This window comes from Coprobacillus cateniformis, assembly GCF_009767585.1.
GTDB classification, from domain to species: domain Bacteria; phylum Bacillota_I; class Bacilli_A; order Erysipelotrichales; family Coprobacillaceae; genus Coprobacillus; species Coprobacillus cateniformis.
In genome coordinates this window covers 3,248,833-3,268,244 of the sequence record NZ_WSNW01000001.1, presented here as the reverse complement: position 1 = coordinate 3,268,244, position 19,412 = coordinate 3,248,833, and the positions used below count along the sequence as shown (strand labels likewise).

At 31.8% G+C, this 19,412-nt stretch carries 19 protein-coding genes; 4 read left to right on the top strand and 15 right to left on the bottom strand.

The window, feature by feature from the left end; all coding sequences use genetic code 11:
- Positions 1-24 precede the first annotated feature (24 nt).
- From GQF29_RS16130 to GQF29_RS16115, 4 genes are all read right to left on the bottom strand, one after another.
- A complete protein-coding gene (locus tag GQF29_RS16130) occupies positions 25-1,587 on the bottom strand; it encodes a DEAD/DEAH box helicase (protein WP_160340839.1) in 1,563 nt (520 codons plus the stop codon).
- A gap of 278 nt (positions 1,588-1,865) precedes the next feature.
- Positions 1,866-3,551, bottom strand: a complete 1,686-nt coding sequence (locus GQF29_RS16125) for a GNAT family N-acetyltransferase (RefSeq protein ID WP_054688672.1) — start codon at positions 3,549-3,551, stop codon at positions 1,866-1,868.
- A 39-nt stretch (positions 3,552-3,590) separates the two neighbouring features.
- Complete coding sequence (locus tag GQF29_RS16120) at positions 3,591-3,917, bottom strand: cyclic-di-AMP receptor (protein ID WP_008789799.1); 327 nt, start codon at positions 3,915-3,917, stop codon at positions 3,591-3,593.
- 67 nt (positions 3,918-3,984) lie between these two features.
- Complete coding sequence (locus GQF29_RS16115; RefSeq protein ID WP_008789800.1) at positions 3,985-5,172, bottom strand: deoxyguanosinetriphosphate triphosphohydrolase family protein; 1,188 nt, start codon at positions 5,170-5,172, stop codon at positions 3,985-3,987.
- Positions 5,173-5,220: 48 nt separating this feature from the next.
- On the opposite strand from GQF29_RS16115, the gene mutY reads away from it, so the two are divergent.
- Entirely contained in the window at positions 5,221-6,249 is a 1,029-nt protein-coding gene (gene mutY, locus GQF29_RS16110; protein ID WP_160340838.1) for an A/G-specific adenine glycosylase, read from the top strand.
- A gap of 113 nt (positions 6,250-6,362) precedes the next feature.
- Here the strand turns inward: mutY and GQF29_RS16105 are convergent, their stop codons facing one another.
- The 11 genes from GQF29_RS16105 to GQF29_RS16055 all read right to left on the bottom strand — a co-directional run bounded on the left by GQF29_RS16105 (position 6,363) and on the right by GQF29_RS16055 (position 16,886).
- Positions 6,363-7,328: a PhoH family protein gene (locus tag GQF29_RS16105; protein WP_160340837.1), complete on the bottom strand. Its 966-nt coding sequence runs from the start codon at positions 7,326-7,328 to the stop codon at positions 6,363-6,365.
- Positions 7,312-8,253 carry a sporulation protein YqfD gene (locus tag GQF29_RS16100; RefSeq protein ID WP_054325099.1) on the bottom strand — a complete coding sequence of 314 codons (942 nt, stop codon included), beginning with the start codon at positions 8,251-8,253 and terminating at the stop codon, positions 7,312-7,314. The genes GQF29_RS16105 and GQF29_RS16100 overlap by 17 nt, the downstream gene beginning before the upstream one ends.
- Positions 8,234-8,437, bottom strand: coding sequence for a YabP/YqfC family sporulation protein (locus tag GQF29_RS16095; protein WP_008789804.1), 204 nt, complete (start codon positions 8,435-8,437; stop codon positions 8,234-8,236). Before GQF29_RS16095 ends, GQF29_RS16100 begins: the two co-directional genes overlap by 20 nt.
- A 56-nt stretch (positions 8,438-8,493) precedes the next feature.
- The gene (gene rpsU, locus GQF29_RS16090) at positions 8,494-8,676 is read right to left on the bottom strand and encodes a 30S ribosomal protein S21 (RefSeq protein WP_008789805.1); all 183 of its coding nucleotides are present in this window, start codon (positions 8,674-8,676) and stop codon (positions 8,494-8,496) included.
- A 76-nt stretch (positions 8,677-8,752) separates the two neighbouring features.
- Positions 8,753-9,415 carry a deoxyribose-phosphate aldolase gene (deoC, locus tag GQF29_RS16085; protein WP_160340836.1) on the bottom strand — a complete coding sequence of 221 codons (663 nt, stop codon included), beginning with the start codon at positions 9,413-9,415 and terminating at the stop codon, positions 8,753-8,755.
- The gene (locus GQF29_RS16080; RefSeq protein ID WP_160340835.1) at positions 9,393-10,868 is read right to left on the bottom strand and encodes a UDP-N-acetylmuramoyl-L-alanyl-D-glutamate--2,6-diaminopimelate ligase; all 1,476 of its coding nucleotides are present in this window, start codon (positions 10,866-10,868) and stop codon (positions 9,393-9,395) included. Before GQF29_RS16080 ends, deoC begins: the two co-directional genes overlap by 23 nt.
- On the bottom strand, positions 10,852-12,162 hold the full coding sequence (mtaB, locus tag GQF29_RS16075) for a tRNA (N(6)-L-threonylcarbamoyladenosine(37)-C(2))-methylthiotransferase MtaB (RefSeq protein WP_160340834.1): 1,311 nt from the start codon (positions 12,160-12,162) through the stop codon (positions 10,852-10,854). The genes GQF29_RS16080 and mtaB overlap by 17 nt, the downstream gene beginning before the upstream one ends.
- Positions 12,163-12,173: 11 nt before the next feature.
- Positions 12,174-12,944: a hypothetical protein gene (locus tag GQF29_RS16070; protein WP_054325100.1), complete on the bottom strand. Its 771-nt coding sequence runs from the start codon at positions 12,942-12,944 to the stop codon at positions 12,174-12,176.
- Positions 12,944-13,678, bottom strand: a complete 735-nt coding sequence (locus tag GQF29_RS16065) for an RsmE family RNA methyltransferase (RefSeq protein WP_008789810.1) — start codon at positions 13,676-13,678, stop codon at positions 12,944-12,946. Before GQF29_RS16065 ends, GQF29_RS16070 begins: the two co-directional genes overlap by 1 nt.
- 68 nt (positions 13,679-13,746) lie before the next feature.
- Positions 13,747-14,244, bottom strand: a complete 498-nt coding sequence (gene bilS / locus GQF29_RS16060) for a flavodoxin family protein BilS (protein ID WP_008789811.1) — start codon at positions 14,242-14,244, stop codon at positions 13,747-13,749.
- A 71-nt stretch (positions 14,245-14,315) separates the two neighbouring features.
- On the bottom strand, positions 14,316-16,886 hold the full coding sequence (locus GQF29_RS16055) for an ATP-dependent Clp protease ATP-binding subunit (RefSeq protein WP_008789812.1): 2,571 nt from the start codon (positions 16,884-16,886) through the stop codon (positions 14,316-14,318).
- Positions 16,887-17,105: 219 nt separating this feature from the next.
- Here GQF29_RS16055 and vanG point away from each other — a divergent pair, with 219 nt between their 5' ends.
- From vanG to GQF29_RS16040, 3 genes are read left to right on the top strand one after another with little or no spacing between them, the layout of a single operon-like run.
- Positions 17,106-18,170: a D-alanine--D-serine ligase VanG gene (vanG, locus tag GQF29_RS16050; protein ID WP_029158175.1), complete on the top strand. Its 1,065-nt coding sequence runs from the start codon at positions 17,106-17,108 to the stop codon at positions 18,168-18,170.
- Positions 18,148-18,891: a M15 family metallopeptidase gene (locus GQF29_RS16045; protein WP_008789814.1), complete on the top strand. Its 744-nt coding sequence runs from the start codon at positions 18,148-18,150 to the stop codon at positions 18,889-18,891. Before vanG ends, GQF29_RS16045 begins: the two co-directional genes overlap by 23 nt.
- A complete protein-coding gene (locus GQF29_RS16040) occupies positions 18,884-19,369 on the top strand; it encodes an acyltransferase family protein (protein ID WP_049939232.1) in 486 nt (161 codons plus the stop codon). The genes GQF29_RS16045 and GQF29_RS16040 overlap by 8 nt, the downstream gene beginning before the upstream one ends.
- Positions 19,370-19,412 lie beyond the last annotated feature (43 nt).

Here is a 19,412-nt window from a genome sequence, read left to right as displayed (position 1 = left end):
ATTTAGATTTAAACAAAAAATGAATTATCTATCACTTGCATACTCTAATTGTACACGACGTTGATTCAACTTCTGTTTTTGACATCCTTTCATTGCTTTATGACTCACTTTTGGTTTAATATCAACAAAAGTGAATTTTCTCTTAATTGTAATATCACCAATATCACTGCTTTTAATTTTTCCATACTTCGTTAAAAATTCAATAACATCTTTAACATTAATTCTATCCATTGAACCACAAGTCATAAAAATACGATCATATTGAGATCCTGCAGATGTTTCTTCCTGATAATCAAAACCAACGCGTTGTTGGTAACACATTGATAATAATGTTGCCATCACATCATTTCTCATATCGTGAGGAATATCTTTAATAGTATCCATAAAAACATCTTTATGAGACTTTAGCATCTCTTCTTGTACATCAAATAATAACTCTTTTATTTTTTGATCAAATATTTCTTGATTTGAAGGAACATCTAATTTTTCAATATGACTATTTGTTCTTTTTTGGATAGACATTAAGAAATTCTTTTCTCGATTGGTAACAAGTGAATAAGCTTCACCTTTTTTATTTGCTCTACCAGTTCTTCCAATTCTATGAATATATAATTCTTCATCTTGTGGCATCTCATAATTGATAACATGTGAAATGTTATCAACATCAATTCCTCTAGCAGCCACATCTGTAGCAACCAAATATTGAATATGTCCACTCTTAAATCTTTTCAATGTATTTGTACGTTGATTTTGTGATAAATCACCATGCATAGCTTCAACATCATAATGTTTTTGTTGCATTGAAGCCACAACTTCATCAACACTTCTTTTTGTTTTACAAAAAATGATTGTATTTTCCATTTGTCTTGAATCTAAGATTCTACATAATGTTTCAAATTTATTTGTTGGTCTTGTTTCAAAATAATATTGAGAAACGGTAGAAGCTGTTTTTGTCTTTGATTTGATTTGTATATGCATATAATCATCCTGCATATAATTGCTCGCAATCTTTTTGATTGTTGCTGGCATTGTTGCTGAAAACAAAACAGTCTGTTTATTTTCTGGTGTCGCTTCTAAGATTGTTTCAATATCTTCAACAAATCCCATATTTAACATTTCATCCGCTTCATCTAATACCATAAAATCAATATTATTGATTTTCAAAACACGACGACGCATTAAATCTTGCACACGTCCAGGTGTTCCCACAACGATATCTGCACCACGTTTTAAATCTTTGATTTGTCTTTCAATATCACTTCCACCAAAGACACTGACAATTGATAAATTTGTGCATTTCCCAATTCTTTTTAATTCTTCATGAATTTGCAATGCCAACTCACGTGTTGGTGATAAAATCAAAGCTTTAACATGTTTACCTTCTTTTTGTATTTTTGATAACAAAACACTCCCAAAAGCCAATGTTTTTCCTGTCCCAGTTTGTGCTTGTCCTATAATATCCTGTCCTTCTAGTAAAACTGGTATTGATTTTTCTTGAATAGGTGAAGGACTCACATACCCCATCATCTCAATCCCTTTTAATACATCACTTGACAACCCTAAATCTTTAAATGTTACTTTATTCATAATTTCCTTCTTTCTTTGCATACGTATCTATTGTATTGTTTTATCCACTTGGAAATGTATGTTTTCTTTGGCATTTCCCTACAATCACAAGATAGACTCTTTGCAAATCAAGGTCAACGCTAAACATATTCATTTTCGACTACTACTGTGCATTTCATACCTACAATATTGAAGATTTCCAAAAAGAAAACCAGGAACAATGATCTCCTGGTCTTTTCAGTCGCATTTTTTCTTCATTGAGATAATAACATAATATATCTCAAATAGCAAGTTTTATTTCATGAAGTTTTTTTCTGCAACAGATAAATATATGGTCTTACCTGCGAAATAAAGTAGAGTGATCCAGTAATAAAGACAACACCATTATGATGATACGATTCATCAATTGCTTTTTTCCAATCTTTTTCAATTTTTACTGGAAAATTCTCAGCCAATTTTTCAGCACTTTGTGCCCGATGAAAATCAAATTCACAGATAGTCACATCATGTGTTAATTTTAATAATTTTTCAATCATAGCATGAGTATCCTTATCTCTCAAGGCACTAAAGATGATTTTAATATTTTGATATTTCTTAGCTGACTGATAAAATGCTTCAATGCCTTCTTTATTGTGTGCACCATCAATAATCATCAACGGTTGCTGACATACAATTTCAAAACGTCCTTCCCAAACAGCCTCTCTTAAACCTTCCAACAAAGTTTCATTATCTAAAACAATATATCCATTATTCTTAAGATAAAGCAAAATCTCAATTGCTAATGCACTATTTTCACATTGATATCGAGCACCAGTTTGTAAGACAACATGATAAGTTGCATAATCAAATGAAATACTATTTTTATCTTCTTGGATATTTTGAATATCTTGAACCTTAATGAATTGACTATGATGTTGTTGACATAATTCTTCAAAAACCTTTAAGCAGCCCTGCTTTGTTTCTCCTGTTACAAAAGGAATATAATCTTTAATAATTCCTCCTTTTGTAAAAGCAATCTTTTCATATGTATCTCCTAAGTATTCTGTATGGTCTAAACCAATATTTGTATTGGCACTCAAAATCGGTGCGACTATATTTGTTGCATCCAATGCACCACCTAATCCAACTTCAAAAATCGCAAAATCTACACGATGTTTCAAAAAAAACATAATTGCAATAAAAACTTCAATCTCAAACATAGATAATTCATATTCTAACCATAAAGACATATAACGATTTGCATAACATATAATTTCATCATCTTGAATATGCTGATTATTAATACGCATAATTTCTAATCTCGTGACCAAAACTGGAGATGTAAAAGTTGCTACACGATATCCTTCTTTTTGCAATACAGAACGAATATAATTAGTAGTAGAGCCTTTCCCATTCGTTCCACCTATATGAATTGTCTTTAACAAAGTTTGAGGATTACACATATCATTCATAAAACGTTTAAAATTATCCAATGCATAAACTCGGTCTTTTTGACTTGCTATAAAATCATGAACTTGATCATAATTGCCAAACTTTTCTTCATTAACACTATGATACACCATAGGTACAAAACGTATACCATGAACAACTTGCTCATCATGTACTCTTTGAAAACCTTGGCTTCGATAAAATGTTTCTGCAGATGGTGCAGAATTCACATATATATCACCATACATGAGTTGTTTTGCAGATTTCAAAAGTTTTGTTCCTACGTGCTGACCTTGATATGTTGGATCAACAAAAAGACTTTGAATATCTTTTAAATCACGAATCCCAATGACTCCAACCAACTTTTCATCAAATGCCCCAAGCATTAAAAGATGCTGTTCTTTCATCAAAGAGAGAATATGCTCATCATTAAAAGATGATAAAAACGTTTGTATACCTTCCTCTACATAAGTTGGTGCTATCTGTCTCATAAACACATCTTTAATTAACTGATTGGCCTCGCTAACCTCATGTCCTCTTAATATTCTTATATCCATATATACTCCTCACTAAGAAAAAAGCAGCCTGAGCTGCTTTTAAATCTTTTCAAATCGATCTACATCAACCACAAACACTGTTGCTCCACCAACCAAAACATCTACCATAATTGGAGTAAAGAATTCTCCCATTTCTGTAGGTGGAACTGTCGGTTCTTTTTCAACACGTTTTCGTGCATGCGCTTTGATAATTTCTAATGCAGGATCAACTTTATCATCATTGGTTCCAATAAAGAAAGTTGTATTTCCTTTCTTTAAGAATCCCCCAGATGTCGCAAGCTTTGTTACAAAGAAACCACCTTCTGTTAAAGCAGATTGAACAGTAGAACTGTCATCATTATTGACAATGGCAATTATAAGTTTCATAACATTACCCCCTTCTTAATTATATATTAGCACTTTTTCCAAATAATTACACTCATTTTTTATTATCTTATATCATTTCTCCATGTTGCTTAGGTAAAAAACGATCACAATAAACTTGTAAAGCATAACTATCTGTCATTCCAGACAAATAATCACTGACAATTAATTCATTAGGTGTCTCTTGATAAGTTTCAATCATTTTTCTCACATGATTATCAATCCCAGAATCATCATTTCCATCATCTGTTAAATCATCATAAAAAGCATTGTATAACTGTTTGACGAGTCTTGTCAATTTTTCGTTTTCCTTAACTAATGTAGGATGATGATGAATATGTGTAGAAATAAATCCAAAAAGAACTTCTAAGGCCTGATAGACTTCTTCTGAGAACTCCAAATAAGGTTTACGATAACTATGAATAACAATATCACCAATTAAACGATTAATCATTGATTTGTTATCTTTTCCTAAAACATTAACGACTTCTTCAGGCAAATCATCTTCCTTAATAATTCCAACTGTCATTGCATCTTCAATATCTTTACCAACATATGAAATCACATCTGAAATACGTACAACACACCCCTCCAAAGTCATTGGAGCAATTTTTTTAGAATAATCTTCAACATGCCAGCACTTCTCATATTCTTCCCAGAATTGCGCAATCGTCTTATTCTTATCAGGTTTATAAATTCTTGAAAGAATCTCACCATTATGACATAAAATTCCATCAAGAACCTGTAAAGAAACATTATATCCAATTCCTTTTCTTTCAATAAACAACAAATGTCTTACACTATTAGCATTATGATTGAAATATCCAAATTGTCTTTCTTTCAAACAATCATCAATGGCTTTCTCGCCAACATGTCCATAAGGTGCATGACCTAAATCATGTCCCAATGCAATAGCTTCAATTAAATCTAAGTTTAAATTTAATCCTCGTCCAATTTGTCTTGCAATTCTTGATACCCATTGAACATGTAAAGAACGTTTTGTAATATGAACATTACTAAAGAATGATAATGCCTGTGTCTTATCAACATATCTTGAATAACTTTTTGAATAAAGAACACGATCTATGTCCTTTTCAAATGGCCAGCGAATATCAAATTCAATTAATGGCTTATGGGTATGTTTAACCTTAATGCACTCACTGTTTTTGGTTGCATAAGGAGATAATCTTTCATCCATGAGTCTTGTTTCTACTAACGATGTGTGTATAATTTTGTCTTCTTTTTTCAAAAATATCACTTCCTTTGATTTCTTTATAATTTATAGTATAATACTTGTGGTGATCTTATGCAAAATAATATGCAAAACAATTTAATTAACTGGTATCATCAATACCATCGACAATTCCCCTGGCGTGAAACTGAAAATCCTTATTTTATTTGGATTAGTGAAATCATGCTTCAACAAACAACGACTGAAGCTGTGATTCCTTATTTCAATCGCTTCTTAACGACTTTTCCTACCATTACTGATTTGGCAATAGCTTCACTAGAAGACGTTTATAAACTCTGGGAAGGATTAGGATATTATCGTCGCGCAAAACATATCCATGAAACTGCAAAAATCATTGTTCATCAATATAATGGGATATTTCCAAATACCCACAAAGAAATTCTTGCTTTAAAGGGAATCGGTCCATATACAGCTGGTGCTATTTGTTCAATTGCTTATCATATGCCTACTCCTGCCATTGATGGCAATGTTTTAAGAATTATATCGCGTCAATATTTACTAAAAGATAATATTGCTGAAACAAAGACACAAAAACATATTACCAGTATTGTTGCTGAGTTACTTATGGGATATGATGCTTCAGCTTTTAATCAAGGCTTAATGGATTTAGGAGCAACTATTTGTCGTCCATTGAATCCCAAATGTGATCAATGTCCAATTCAAAAAACTTGTTTGGCTTATCAAAACAATCAACAAAAAGTTTTACCAATCAATATAAAAAATATAAAACACAAAGAGCTTCACTATATTACTGGAATCATTACATACCAAGATCAATTTCTTTTGTTTCAAAATCCACCAGGTCTATTAGAAAATCTTTATGGTTTTGTACAATATGAATGTGAAAGTCCATATCGTTTTCAGGAAGAATTCGAAAATCAATATCATCTTCCTCTATCTATTGTGTCATATATTCAAGATATTAAACATGTCTTTACACATCGTACATGGCATATGCACATTTATCACTTTGTTATAGACAAACCAATAAAAGGTCTTTATACACTTGATGACATTCACAACTTACCATTATCAACAGCACATTTAAAAGTTTTAAAATCATTCCTTAAACATATGAAATAATAATTCAATTTATTGATTTTTTGACAGCAATCTTTGATTGCTGTTTTATTATATAATACAAACAAACTCGTGCATAATGAAAATACAGAGTATAAAAATACTCTGTACCTCTTTTAATCGTCTTGAGTCTCATTATCATTTTCATAACGTTCAATGATACGTTGAACAACTGGATGCCTTACAACATCTAGTGCACTTAAATAAATAAATCTAATTCCTGATACATTCTTCAAGATATGCAAAGCACGTCTTAATCCGCTCATTGTTCCTCGTGGTAAATCAATTTGAGTAATATCACCTGTAATAATCATCTTTGAATTAAACCCTAAACGCGTTAAAAACATTTTCATTTGCGCATCAGTTGTATTTTGTGCTTCATCTAATATCACATAGGCATCTTCTAATGTACGCCCACGCATATAAGCGAGTGGAGCAATCTCAATTGTCCCCTTATCAATAAGGCGTTCAGTTTGCTCTTGGCCCAACATATCATATAAAGCATCATAAAGTGGCCTTAAATAAGGATCTACTTTTTCCTTCAGATCGCCTGGTAAAAACCCCAGGTTTTCCCCTGCCTCAACTGCTGGTCTTGTCAAAACTATCTTTTGAACTTCGTTATTTTTTAACGCCTGAACAGCGAATATAACAGCTAAATATGTTTTTCCTGTTCCAGCTGGTCCTATTCCAAAAACCACATCATTATTCTTCAATGCGTAATAATATTCTTTTTGCCCTAATGTTTTAGGATAAATAAGTTTACCACTCATTGTTCTCGCAATTTTAATCTGATAAAGTTCATCTATCGCCTTTAAATTATGTGTTTCAGATAATTTAAGAGTATACATGACATCTCTCTTGCTAATTGTTTTCCCTTGTTTTACAAGTTTCAATAAAGCATCTAACACTTCTTTAATTTGCTTTCTTTTGTCATCCTCATCATTCAAGACAATTTCATCACCACGAACAATCATTTCTGTTTGAAAAGTATCTTCTAGTATCTTTATATTTTCTTCTTGATGACCAATGAATCTTTTGACTTCATCTATTGTATAAGAATCTAGTTTAATGATTTCCTTCATTCTCTTCTCCTTTAATGGCTATATCTTCTAATAAGGTATAGTGTACTTTTAATGTTATTTTACTACGAGTCTTTGTCATTTGTAAAACATTTTCTTTATCAATCACTGCATCGGTTGGTAGTTTTGCTCGAATAGACAATAATAATTGATAAAAAACTTCCCCTTGATCCTGATTTACATTCTTTACACTTGCTTCATATTGATTAAATGTGTACGCATATACATGACCTTTAACTGGAATAATCTTTGTTTCATTCTGGGTAGATATTAAAGTGTTTTCAACAAGTAAATCACCCTTTTTAACATAATCATTCTTCTTTATTTTAATTAGTCCGCTATCTACATCAAAAGATTCAATCATACCATCTTTTTTGGCATACAAATTCTGATAGTCATCTTTTTCTTTCTTATCCTGTTTACGTTTTGTATATTCAACATGAAATACGCTCCCTACCTGATAAATGTTAATATATTCAACCTTATCCTTGTAAATGGTTTTAAAATTAGAAAGAATTTCATTTAATCTTTCATAACTCTTTAAAGGAGATAATATATCAACATGTTCCTTCTTTAAATCCGTAATCATTTGTTTGTTGACTTGGGGCATTGTTCCAATAATTTGAATATCAAAAACAAAATAAGAACACGCAATCACAGATGCCATAAAACATATAACTCCTAAAATATTTAAATATTGACGAGACAAAAAGAGAACATATTTTAAGAGTCCAATTGTTTTGATATAATGTACTGGTTGTTCAAATGCTCGTAATGTGTACCTTTGATATGTAGGAATATAGAAAGTATACATATCATCTTTTAATCTCAAATGTAAAAGTTTAATTTTTTTGTTTTTTGCATACCTTAACAGCAGATAAATATATTGTGCATCTATACAACAAAAATCATACCCTATTTTCATCATATTCAATCACTTTCACATGACCATTTAAACGTATTTCATTTTGGTCATAATAATATATTTCCAATTTTTCTCCTCTCACACACAAACAATATTGATCCATTTGTATCTTAAAGAGATTTTGGTCCATCATCAGTATTTCTTTATAATCTTTCACAAATAATTGATTTTTATCTATAAGAAGCATGCAATCACCTCAACCTATTATATGAAAAACAAAAAAAAGAAGAACAATAGTTCTTCTTATCTTTGTTTACCTTTATTTTTTCTAGCAGCTTCTGATTTCATTTTACGTTTTAAACCAGGCTTAACATAGAATTCTCTTTTACGAGCTTCTTGCAGGGTTCCTGTTCTTGAAACTTGTCTTTTGAAACGACGTAATGCATCATCTAAAGACTCATTATCTCTTACTACAGTTTTTGCCATTTTTGAACTTCCCCCCTTTACTATTAAGTACATGCGTTATTATACATGGATAATCCAAGAAAATCAAGGGTTTTTGTTAATAATCTTGATGACTTTCTTCATTGTTCATCAATTGAACACCAGCAGACGTCCCAATTCTTGTCGCACCAGCTTCAATAACTGCCATCATATCTTCAAAATTACGAACACCTCCGCTCGCTTTCACTTCACAACTATCACCAACTGTTTTTTTCATTAAAGCAACATCATGAGGTGTAGCACCCCCTGTACTAAATCCAGTTGACGTTTTGACAAAAGTTGCTCCTGCTTTTTTAGCAAGTTCACAAACAGTGACTTTTTCTTGATCTGTTAATAAACATGTTTCAATAATAACTTTTACACATTTTCCATCACTCGCATCAACAACAGCTTTAATATCATTGTAAACAAGTTCCGTATGACCATCTTTTAGTGCACCAATATTAATAACCATATCTACTTCATCAGCCCCATGTTCAATTGCATTTTTTGCTTCAAAAGCTTTAACTTCAGGGGTGTTAGCACCTAATGGAAACCCAATAACAGTACAAACTTTTACATTAGAATCCTGTAAATAATCAGCACAATAACTAACCCAAGTTGGATTGACACAAACTGATGCAAAATCGTAATCTTTAGCTTCTTGACATAACTTTGTAATCACTGCTTTCTGTGTATCTGCTTTTAATGCAGTATGATCAATAAATTTGTTGTAGTTCATTTTCATCTTCTCCTTTAAATATTTTATCTATTGCTTCTAATGCTACATATTTATCACCAGGATAAGGTTCATTACCAATTGATGATGCCATAAATTGTTCATGCCCCTTTCCCAAGATTAATATGATATCGCCATGATTTGCAATTTCAATAGCCTGTTCTATAGCAATCCGCCTATCTTCTATAATGACACTGACTGGTTTTTCAAGATATTCTTGAATATCTAAACAGATATCATGAATATCTTCATCACGATTATCTTCGGCTGTTAAGATCACCTGATTACAATATTGATTGGCGAGTTTGCCAATTTTTTCTCGTTTGTTATAATTCTTTTTACCAGGAGCTCCAAAAACAGCAATAATACGACCATTTGTCTGGACACTTTTTGCAAATTGAAATACTTTTTCAAAACTTTTAGCATGCTGACAGTAATCAACAATCACTGTAAATGGATATGGATGCTCTAAAAGTTCCATACGACCATCTACCCCTCGAATATAACCAATAGACTCAAGGACTTGATCCATTGGCATTTCTAACGCTAACATAGATGTGATAACAGCTAATACATTAGAAATATTAAAACGCCCTAGAACTGGCACAGAAACATGTCTGAGATCATCATGAATCTGTAAATCAAATTCACTATGATCAATAAATAATTGGATATTCCTTGCCATAACATGAGCTTTATGTTCAATTCCATAGGTCAAAAGATGACAACGTATAGAATCTTTCACAAGATTGTAAAACCGCACCTCATCAGTATTCAAAATTGCATAACCTTTTTCATCAATCAAGGTAAACAATTTGGCTTTAGAAGCCATCAAATGTTCCATTGTTCCATGAAAATCGAGGTGTTCTTCATAAACATTTGTAAAAATAGCGATATCAAAATGAACACCATCAACACGTTTCAACGCCAATCCATGACTAGAGACTTCCAATGTCACGCCCTTTACATCTCTTTTCACCATATCATTTAAATGACGTTGCATAAAGATTGTTTCTGGTGTTGTATAAGGACATTGTTCAATAACACCAGCATATTCAATATTATTTGTACCAATATATCCCATCTTTAAATAATGAGATAAAACCTCTTTAATCATTAAAGCAACAACTGTTTTTCCACTTGAACCAGTCACACCAATCATTGTCATCTTATAGCTAGGATGATCATAAAAAACATCAGCAACACGATTCAACTCATCCAACACATTATTGACTTTAATATACAAAACACCACGATGTTTATAAGCTAATGGTTTTGAATAGACAATACATTTAGCTCCTTGAAAAACTGCATCTTCAATATATTTATGCCCATCTACACTCAATCCATCTACACAAAAGAAAATTGAATCCTTTCCAACATAGCGCGAATCACTATGTATAGAAACAACTTTAAACTCTTCTTCAACATCAAACAACTCATTTATTCTTTTCACTCTCAACACATCCAATCAATTCAGTTCCATTTTGAGATAAAATCTTCACACGATAAATATGCCCAATAGATGAATCAGGTAAATCAATATGCACCTTCAAATAATTTGAAGCATGACCAACCATTCTGTCCCCATGCCTTTCTTCAATTAAAACTTCTAATGTCTTTCCAATCTGGTAAGATGCAAATTCACTTTGCAGTCTTTGTGATAAGTCCATTAAGCTTTTTACCCTATCATGTTTGACATGACCATCAATCTGATCTTTCATACGAGCAGCAGGCGTTCCTTTTCTTATTGAATAAGGAAATACATGAAGTTGATTAAAATGCATTTTTTCAATCCATTGGTAAGTCTGCTGAAATTCTTCCTCAGTTTCTCCAGGGAATCCCACAATAACGTCTGTTGTTACTGAAAGAGATGGCAATTTTTCTTTTAAATCTCTTAATTTATCACTAAATTCAGCAGTTGTATAATGGCGATTCATACGCTTTAATGTTGCATCACAACCAGACTGAATGGGAATATGCAGATGATCAACAATAATAGGTGACATCGCAATTAAATCAATAATTTCCTGCGTAATCTGACTCATTTCAATAGATGAAATACGCAAACGTTTAAGTCCCTTAATTTTCGTTGTTAAATCTACTAATAAATCATAAAACGAATAATTTTCAAAATCTTGTCCATATCCAGCTGTATGAATTCCTGTCAATACAATCTCAACAAATCCATGATCAACCAATGATTGTGCTTGTTTCAAAACACTTTCTGGTCTTCTTGAACGAATCTGTCCCCTTGCATAAGGAATAATACAATACGTACAAAAATTATTACATCCATCCTGTATTTTTAAAAATGCACGTGTATTCCTTGTAAACTCATCTATATCTAAATCTTCAAAACGCGATAGTTTCATCACATCTGAGACTTTAATTACTGGCTTTTGTGTTGTCTTATATTCATTAACAAAATCTACAATCTGATTTCTAAATTGTGTTCCTAAGACAACCCCTACCCCTTCTATAGATACAACTTCTTCACTCGCCACCTGACTATAACATCCAACAACACAAACAATTGCTTTTTCATTTTGACGGATAGCCTTTCTAATCATTTGACGTGATTTAGAGTCTCCTGTATTTGTCACAGTGCATGTGTTAATAACATACACATCTGCTTTATCTTTAAAATCAACAGCTTCGTATCCAGCTTGATGAAATAATTTTAACATCGCTTCAGATTCATAAGTATTGACTTTACATCCCAAAGTTAAAAATGCTACTGTTTTCATAAACATCCTTTCTATTTATATTTCTTCAAAACTTTTTTATAAGTCTTTTCACAAATCAAATTCTTTTCTTTCAATAAATCTAAACATTGATTATACTGATATGTTTCAATATAATTAGCAATCTTTTTCACATCAGCAATATCTGGCGTTGCTTGACATTCCTGATCTAAAATAATCACTTTATTCAACAACTCTTTAGTTTCTTTTCGATAAATATATATTGTCTTTAACTGCTCATAATAAAGACAGACATGACGTTCATCTTCATAAACATTCTCAAGTGATGAAAAATTGGTTTGAAAAATATAATCACCATATAATTTCACAGGTAAATCTTGTTGAATTTTATAGTTCTTTAAGTAATCTTGATGTTGTTTTAGCATCATGAGTTGATAATCATCAGTATATCGCTTATTGACAAATGGTTCTAAATATGGAATATAAATCTGTGTTTGACTATCCTCATCATAAAAACTTGGTGCATTCTTTAAAATAGGTAAAATATCATTATCAAACATCTTTCTTTTTTCTTCATAATTTAAATAATCTAACAAATCATAATTTTGATTCATAAAAATTTCATAGGCATTTTCTATATTATGTTGTGTTAACATACCATTGTATATAACTTCATAATCAAACAAATCAAATTCATTCTTGATTTTGACCTTTAACCCCATAGCTTCTAATGATATTTGAGATGCTTCAATCTTTGCATATATTTCAGTCTTTTGAACTGATATTTTCTTACCAAATTTATTTAAAGTGTCAATAAATCCCACTATCTCATCAACTCCCTACTATACCCAATCACACTCAACATATAAAGCGGTGCAGTTTCACTTCTTAAAATCCTTTTTCCTAACGAACATTCCTGAATACCTAAAGCTTTCATTTGCTCAATTTCAGATTGATCAAAACCACCTTCTGGTCCCACAATAATTGTTAGTGTTTGATAATTCTGTTTTAATGCTGAAGCAAAACAACATTCTTCGCCACGCTTACTTGCTTCCTCATAAGCCACTAAATTAATATCTGATAGATATTGAGATAAATCTTTGATTGTTATTAACTGAGTTAACTCTGGTATCATTTGACGATAAGACTGCTCACTCGCTTCTTTTAAAATGCGTTGATAACGTTCTTCTTTTTTCGAAAAAGTTTTAGCATCGGTTTTAATAATACTACGTTTTGACAAAAATGGAACAATTCTCTTAACACCTAACTCTGTTGCTTTTTGTAAAACCCATTCAAATTTATCACTCTTTGGCAAGCCATAAATCAAAGTCACATTCACATCTAACTCATGATTTTCATGAAGTTCTTCAACGCGTTTTAGTAATCCTGTTTCAATATCTATAATTTCATATATATAAGTCTTAGCGGATGGCAAAATACAAATCACTTGATCACCATTATGATAACGCATAACTCTTTGCATATGTTTATGGTTATAAGCATCAATTCGAATCTCTTCATCTTTTAGACATTTTTCATCAATAAAGTATCTTTGCATATACACCCTCCTTTGGCTATTTTATCACAATTCATTCGATATAAAAAGAAAAAGGATACCTTTTTCTCTTATTTGACAGTTTCTAAAATTGCACTCCTGAGGTTTTCTAAATCCTGTAGATCTGGATGTGTTACTGCTTCTTCAAAATTAGCAATCATTTGTTGAATATGTTCATCATGAGGTTTTTCTAATGACATTTTTAAGTATCTTTGTTTGACACTATCAGGCATTTTCCCCTGACACATATATGTTCCTACAATCTCATTTGTATCATCTATATAAGTTTGAACTCTTGTGAGAATTCCCTGAAAATAACTTTTATCTCCACCAAATCCTGCTGTTCCAAACAAAAATATTTTTTGATGATGTAAGCCTTTTAAGAATCTTTTTACATCTTCATCACACTCTCCTTTGTCAGTCCAAAAACCAACATAGACAAGTTCCACATCTTCTACATCAACTGAAGTTATTAAAGATTGAGCTTTGATATGAAGTTGCTGAGCAATGATATCAGCCAAAAGTTTTGTATTTCCACCTACACTCTTATAAACAATTGCACTTTTCATAATATAACCCTTCTTTCGTCAATATCATACACCTATTTATTAGACTTGAAAAGAAAAAAGCATAAGTTCCCTTATGCCTTACTTAATCCAAATTGACCATGACTATATTCCACAGCAACATGATCACCTTTTTGAATTGTTCCTTTAATCATTTCTTTAGCAATTAAAGTTTCAATATGCCCTTGAATAAAACGTTTTAATGGTCTTGCTCCAAAAGTCGGATCAAAGCCTTCTCTTGCAATCTCAGCTTTTGCTTCATTGCTAATTTCAATTGTGATTTTCTTATCTGCTAATCTTGAAGATAACTGATTGACAAATTTATCAATAATTTGATAGACAACCTTTTCGTCTAATGAATTAAACATAACTGTTTCATCAATACGATTTAAGAATTCTGGTTTAAAATGTTGCTTTAATTCCATTTCTACCTCACGTCTTGTTTCTTCAGTATTTCCTTGCAATAAATATTGAGAACCAATATTTGAAGTCATTATAATAATAGTATTTTTAAAGCTTACTACATTTCCTTTTGAATCAGTAATACGTCCATCATCTAAAACCTGCAATAAAACATTAAAGACTTCCGGATGTGCCTTCTCAATTTCATCCAATAAAACAATGCTATAAGGAGCACGTCGCACTGCTTCACTTAATTGTCCACCTTCTTCATAGCCTACATATCCAGGTGGTGCTCCAAGCAAACGAGAAACGCTGAATTTTTCCATATACTCACTCATATCAATACGAACAATATTCTTTTCACTATCAAATAACTGTTCAGCCAGACTTTTAGCGACTTCTGTTTTACCTACTCCAGTTGGTCCTAAGAATAAGAATGAACCAATTGGACGATTTTCATCATTGATTCCAGCACGTGATCTTAAAATAGCATCACTTACTTTCTCAATAGCTTCATCTTGACCAATAACTCGTTGACGTAATATTTCATCAAGATGTAAAAGTTTCTCTCTTTCAGATTCCATTAACTTATTCATTGGAATGCCAGTCCATCTCGCAATCACTTCACTAATTGTATCCACACTGACTTTTTCCTGTAATAAGGCATCTTCAGATTCCTGAGATTGAAAATCAGAAATTTCTTGATTGATTTTTGGTAACGTTTCGTACTTAATCTTAGATGCTTCTTCAAGATTTCCCTCTGTTTCATACTTATCTTTTAAGGCTTCAAAACGAACTTTTTGATCCTTTAATTCTTTAATATGATCTAGTGCCTTCTTTTCCTCTTTCCATTTATCACTCAAGCCAATCATTTGCTCATCTAATGAAGCAATACGACTCTTAATTTCATCCAATCGTCTTTCATTATCCTCATTCTTATCTTCTTTCTCAATAGAAATACGCTCCATTTCAAGACGATTCTTTTCTCTTGTAATAACATCAAGTTCTTCTGGCAATGAATCAATTTCCATACGCACAGATGCGCAAGCCTCATCAATTAAGTCAATTGCTTTATCTGGTAAAAAACGATCTGTAATGTATCTTTGTGACATATGAACTGCTCCAACAATTGCACTATCTGTAATTTGGACACCATGATGTGATTCAAAACTATCTTTCAAACCACGTAAAATAGCAATTGTATCATCTGTATCAGGTTCATCAACAGTCACTTTTTGGAAACGTCTTTCTAAAGCTGCATCTTTTTCAATATATAATCGATATTCATCCAAAGTTGTAGCCCCAATACAATGGAGTTCTCCACGTGCTAACATTGGTTTTAAAAGATTAGCTGCATCCATAGCCCCATCAGTTTTTCCTGCACCCACCAATTGATGAATTTCATCAATAAAAAGAATGATATTTCCTTCAGCCTTCTTGATTTCGTTCAAAACAGCTTTCAATCTTTCTTCAAATTCACCACGGAACTTCGCACCAGCAACCAGCGAACCTAAATCCAGTTCATAAAGTGTTTTGTTTTGTAAACTTGTAGGCACATCGTTTTTAAATATACGCCAGGCCAAGCCTTCAACAATCGCTGTTTTCCCAACACCTGGTTCACCAATTAAGATTGGATTATTCTTTGTTTTACGTGATAAAATCTGCACAACTCTTCTGATTTCTTCATCACGACCAATAACAGGATCTAATTTACCATCTCGTACATCCTGAATCAAATCACGACCATATTTTGTAAGAACCTCATATTGATTTTCTGGATGAGGACTATTCACAGTATTTCCTCCTCGCATATCTTCAATTATTTTTTCTACACTTTTTTTATTCAAATGAAATTGTTGAATAATTTCCTGACACAAAGTACTTTGTGTTGCAAACAAAGCCATAATCAAATGTTCAACGCTTAAATATTCATCTTTATATTGTGACATTGTTGTTTGTGCTTTTGTAAGCAATTGATTTAAATCATAAGAAATTCTAAGTTGACTTTCATCAACACCCTCTACAACAGGTTTCTGTTGACGTTTATTTTCCAAATAGTTTATCAATCCTGCTATATCCACATCAGCCTTAACGAGAACACGATAAAATATACCACTAGTGTCTTCAATCAATGCTAACAAAAGATCCTCAATATCTACAACTTGCCGAGACATTGATAATACTTCCTGAAAAGCCTTCTGTAGTGCTTCTTGCATTGCTGCTGTCCATTTTTCTATATTCATAATCTCACTCCTTTAGCACTCTTATATCCTTAGTGCTAACTATAGTATACCACTAATTTTAGCACTGTCAACCCTAAAGTGCTAAAATTATCATACAAACTCTCTTAATGTTTTCATAAGATTTTCTTAATCAAATCATCATAATATATTATGAACACTTTCAGACATTCTTATTATTTGTTTGTTAGAATATATCTGCATTCAAATTATGGAGGTTATATTATGAAAAAAACAATTGCAATTCTTTTTGGAGGACATTCAAGCGAATATAGCGTATCACTTGAATCAGCATACTCAGTTCTTTGTCATCTAGATCATGATAAATATAACATTTATATGATTGGCATTACAAAAGATGGGAAGTGGTATCATTTTGATGGCGATATCTTAGATATTCAAAATGACACATGGTGGCAGCATCCTCTTCACGAAGTCACAATTTCACCTGATCCAACCAAACATGCACTTATAGAAATGAAAACAGATCACTTTATACTTGTTCACATTGATGCGATTTTTCCAATTTTACATGGTAAAAATGGTGAAGATGGAACAGTTCAAGGTTTAATTGCATTATCTGGCATTCCCCTCATCGGTTGTTCTGTAGCCAGTTCAGCATTATGTATGGATAAAGAACGTGCTCATCAAATTGTCAATCATGCAGGCATTCGTGTGCCAAAATCTTTTGTCCTAACATCCATGCAAGATTATCAATTGCAAAAAAACAATTTTCTCAAACTCTCTTTGCCACTCTTTGTGAAGCCAGTAAAAGCAGGATCATCATATGGGATTACAAAAGTCACTCATCTTGATGAAATAGAAAAAGCTATTGAATTTGCTTTTACTTATGATAATGAGATTCTTATTGAAGAAAATATTGAGGGATTTGAAGTTGGATGTGCAGTCATGGGAACTGATCAACTCATTCTCGGTCGTGTTGATGAAATTGAATTATCACAAGGTTTTTTTGATTTTACTGAAAAATATACTTTAAAATCTTCACAGATTCATATGCCTGCTCGTATAGATTCTCAAATTGAAAAACGCATTCAGGAAACAGCACAAATGATCTATAAAGCTTTAGGATGTCAAGTTTTTGCAAGAGTTGATATGTTCTTAACACCAGAAAATGAGATTGTCTTTAATGAAGTGAATACAATTCCTGGCTTCACATCTCACAGTCGTTTCCCAAGCATGTTGCAAGGCATTGGATATAGTTTTGAAAATATTTTAGATAAACTTATTGAAATGGGGTTAAACCATGAAAACAATTATTCTCAATAAAGCTGATATTCATAAAGGAAATTTAATTCTTATTAATTATCAGTATCCATACCATAACAATCCTGATCTTCCTATTTTAAAAGAAGATAACATTTCATTAGAAAAAAGAACATATAACTTACTCAAAAATATTCTCCAAGACATAAATCAAACACATCAAATATCTCTTGTCAGCGGTTTTCGTACAGAGGAAGAACAAACCCTTATATATAAAGATTCACTATATAACAATGGCATCGAATTTACCAATCGCTATGTTGCCTTACCACAACATAGTGAACATCAAACCGGCCTTGCTATAGATTTAGGACTCAATTCAGATCATATTGATTTTATACGCCCAGAGTTTCCACATGTAGGTGTTTGTCAAAACTTTAGAAACATAGCATATCAATATGGCTTTATTCAACGCTATGAAGAGGACAAAGAAGCAATGACACATATTGCAAATGAACCTTGGCATTTCCGTTATGTTGGCATTCCCCACTCCATGTTTATGATGGAAAAACATTTATGTTTAGAGGAATATATTGAAGATATAAAGAACTATTCTATACACAAACCATTAAATTACTATTTTCAAAATCGATTATTTTCTATATTTTATGTACCAATATTAAACCAAACAGCAACAATCACTTTAGCAGACAATGCTGTATATCAAATTTCAGGAAATAATATTGATGGCTTTATTGTCACTGTTTGGAGGACATATGCATAAGAGAAATTATCCAATGATTGATATTATGCGTATTATTGCTTCAATCCTTGTCATTGGCATTCATACATACCCATTTTTACAAATCAGTCCATCACTTGATTTTATAACAACACATATTATTGGCAGAATTGCTGTCCCTTTCTTTTTTATGACAACTGCTTTCTTTCTGTTTGAACATGGAGAACCTACACTACAAAGATTAAAAAAGACACTTAATCAACTGGGAATAATTTATCTGATATGCATCTTTATATACATTCCTATTCAAATCTATAATAATACTCTTATTCAATCAGTTCCAAATCTGATTCAGGATATTTTTATGGATGGAACATTCTACCATTTGTGGTATCTTCCTGCAACACTTATCGGAATAAGTTTGGTTTATATAATATATAAGTACTGTTCTTTAAAACTTGGATTTATTCTTGTCATCATTTTATATATTTTGTCATCATTTTATATATTATTGGTTTAGGCGGAGATTCTTATTATGGATTCAGTATTCAAATTCCTATTCT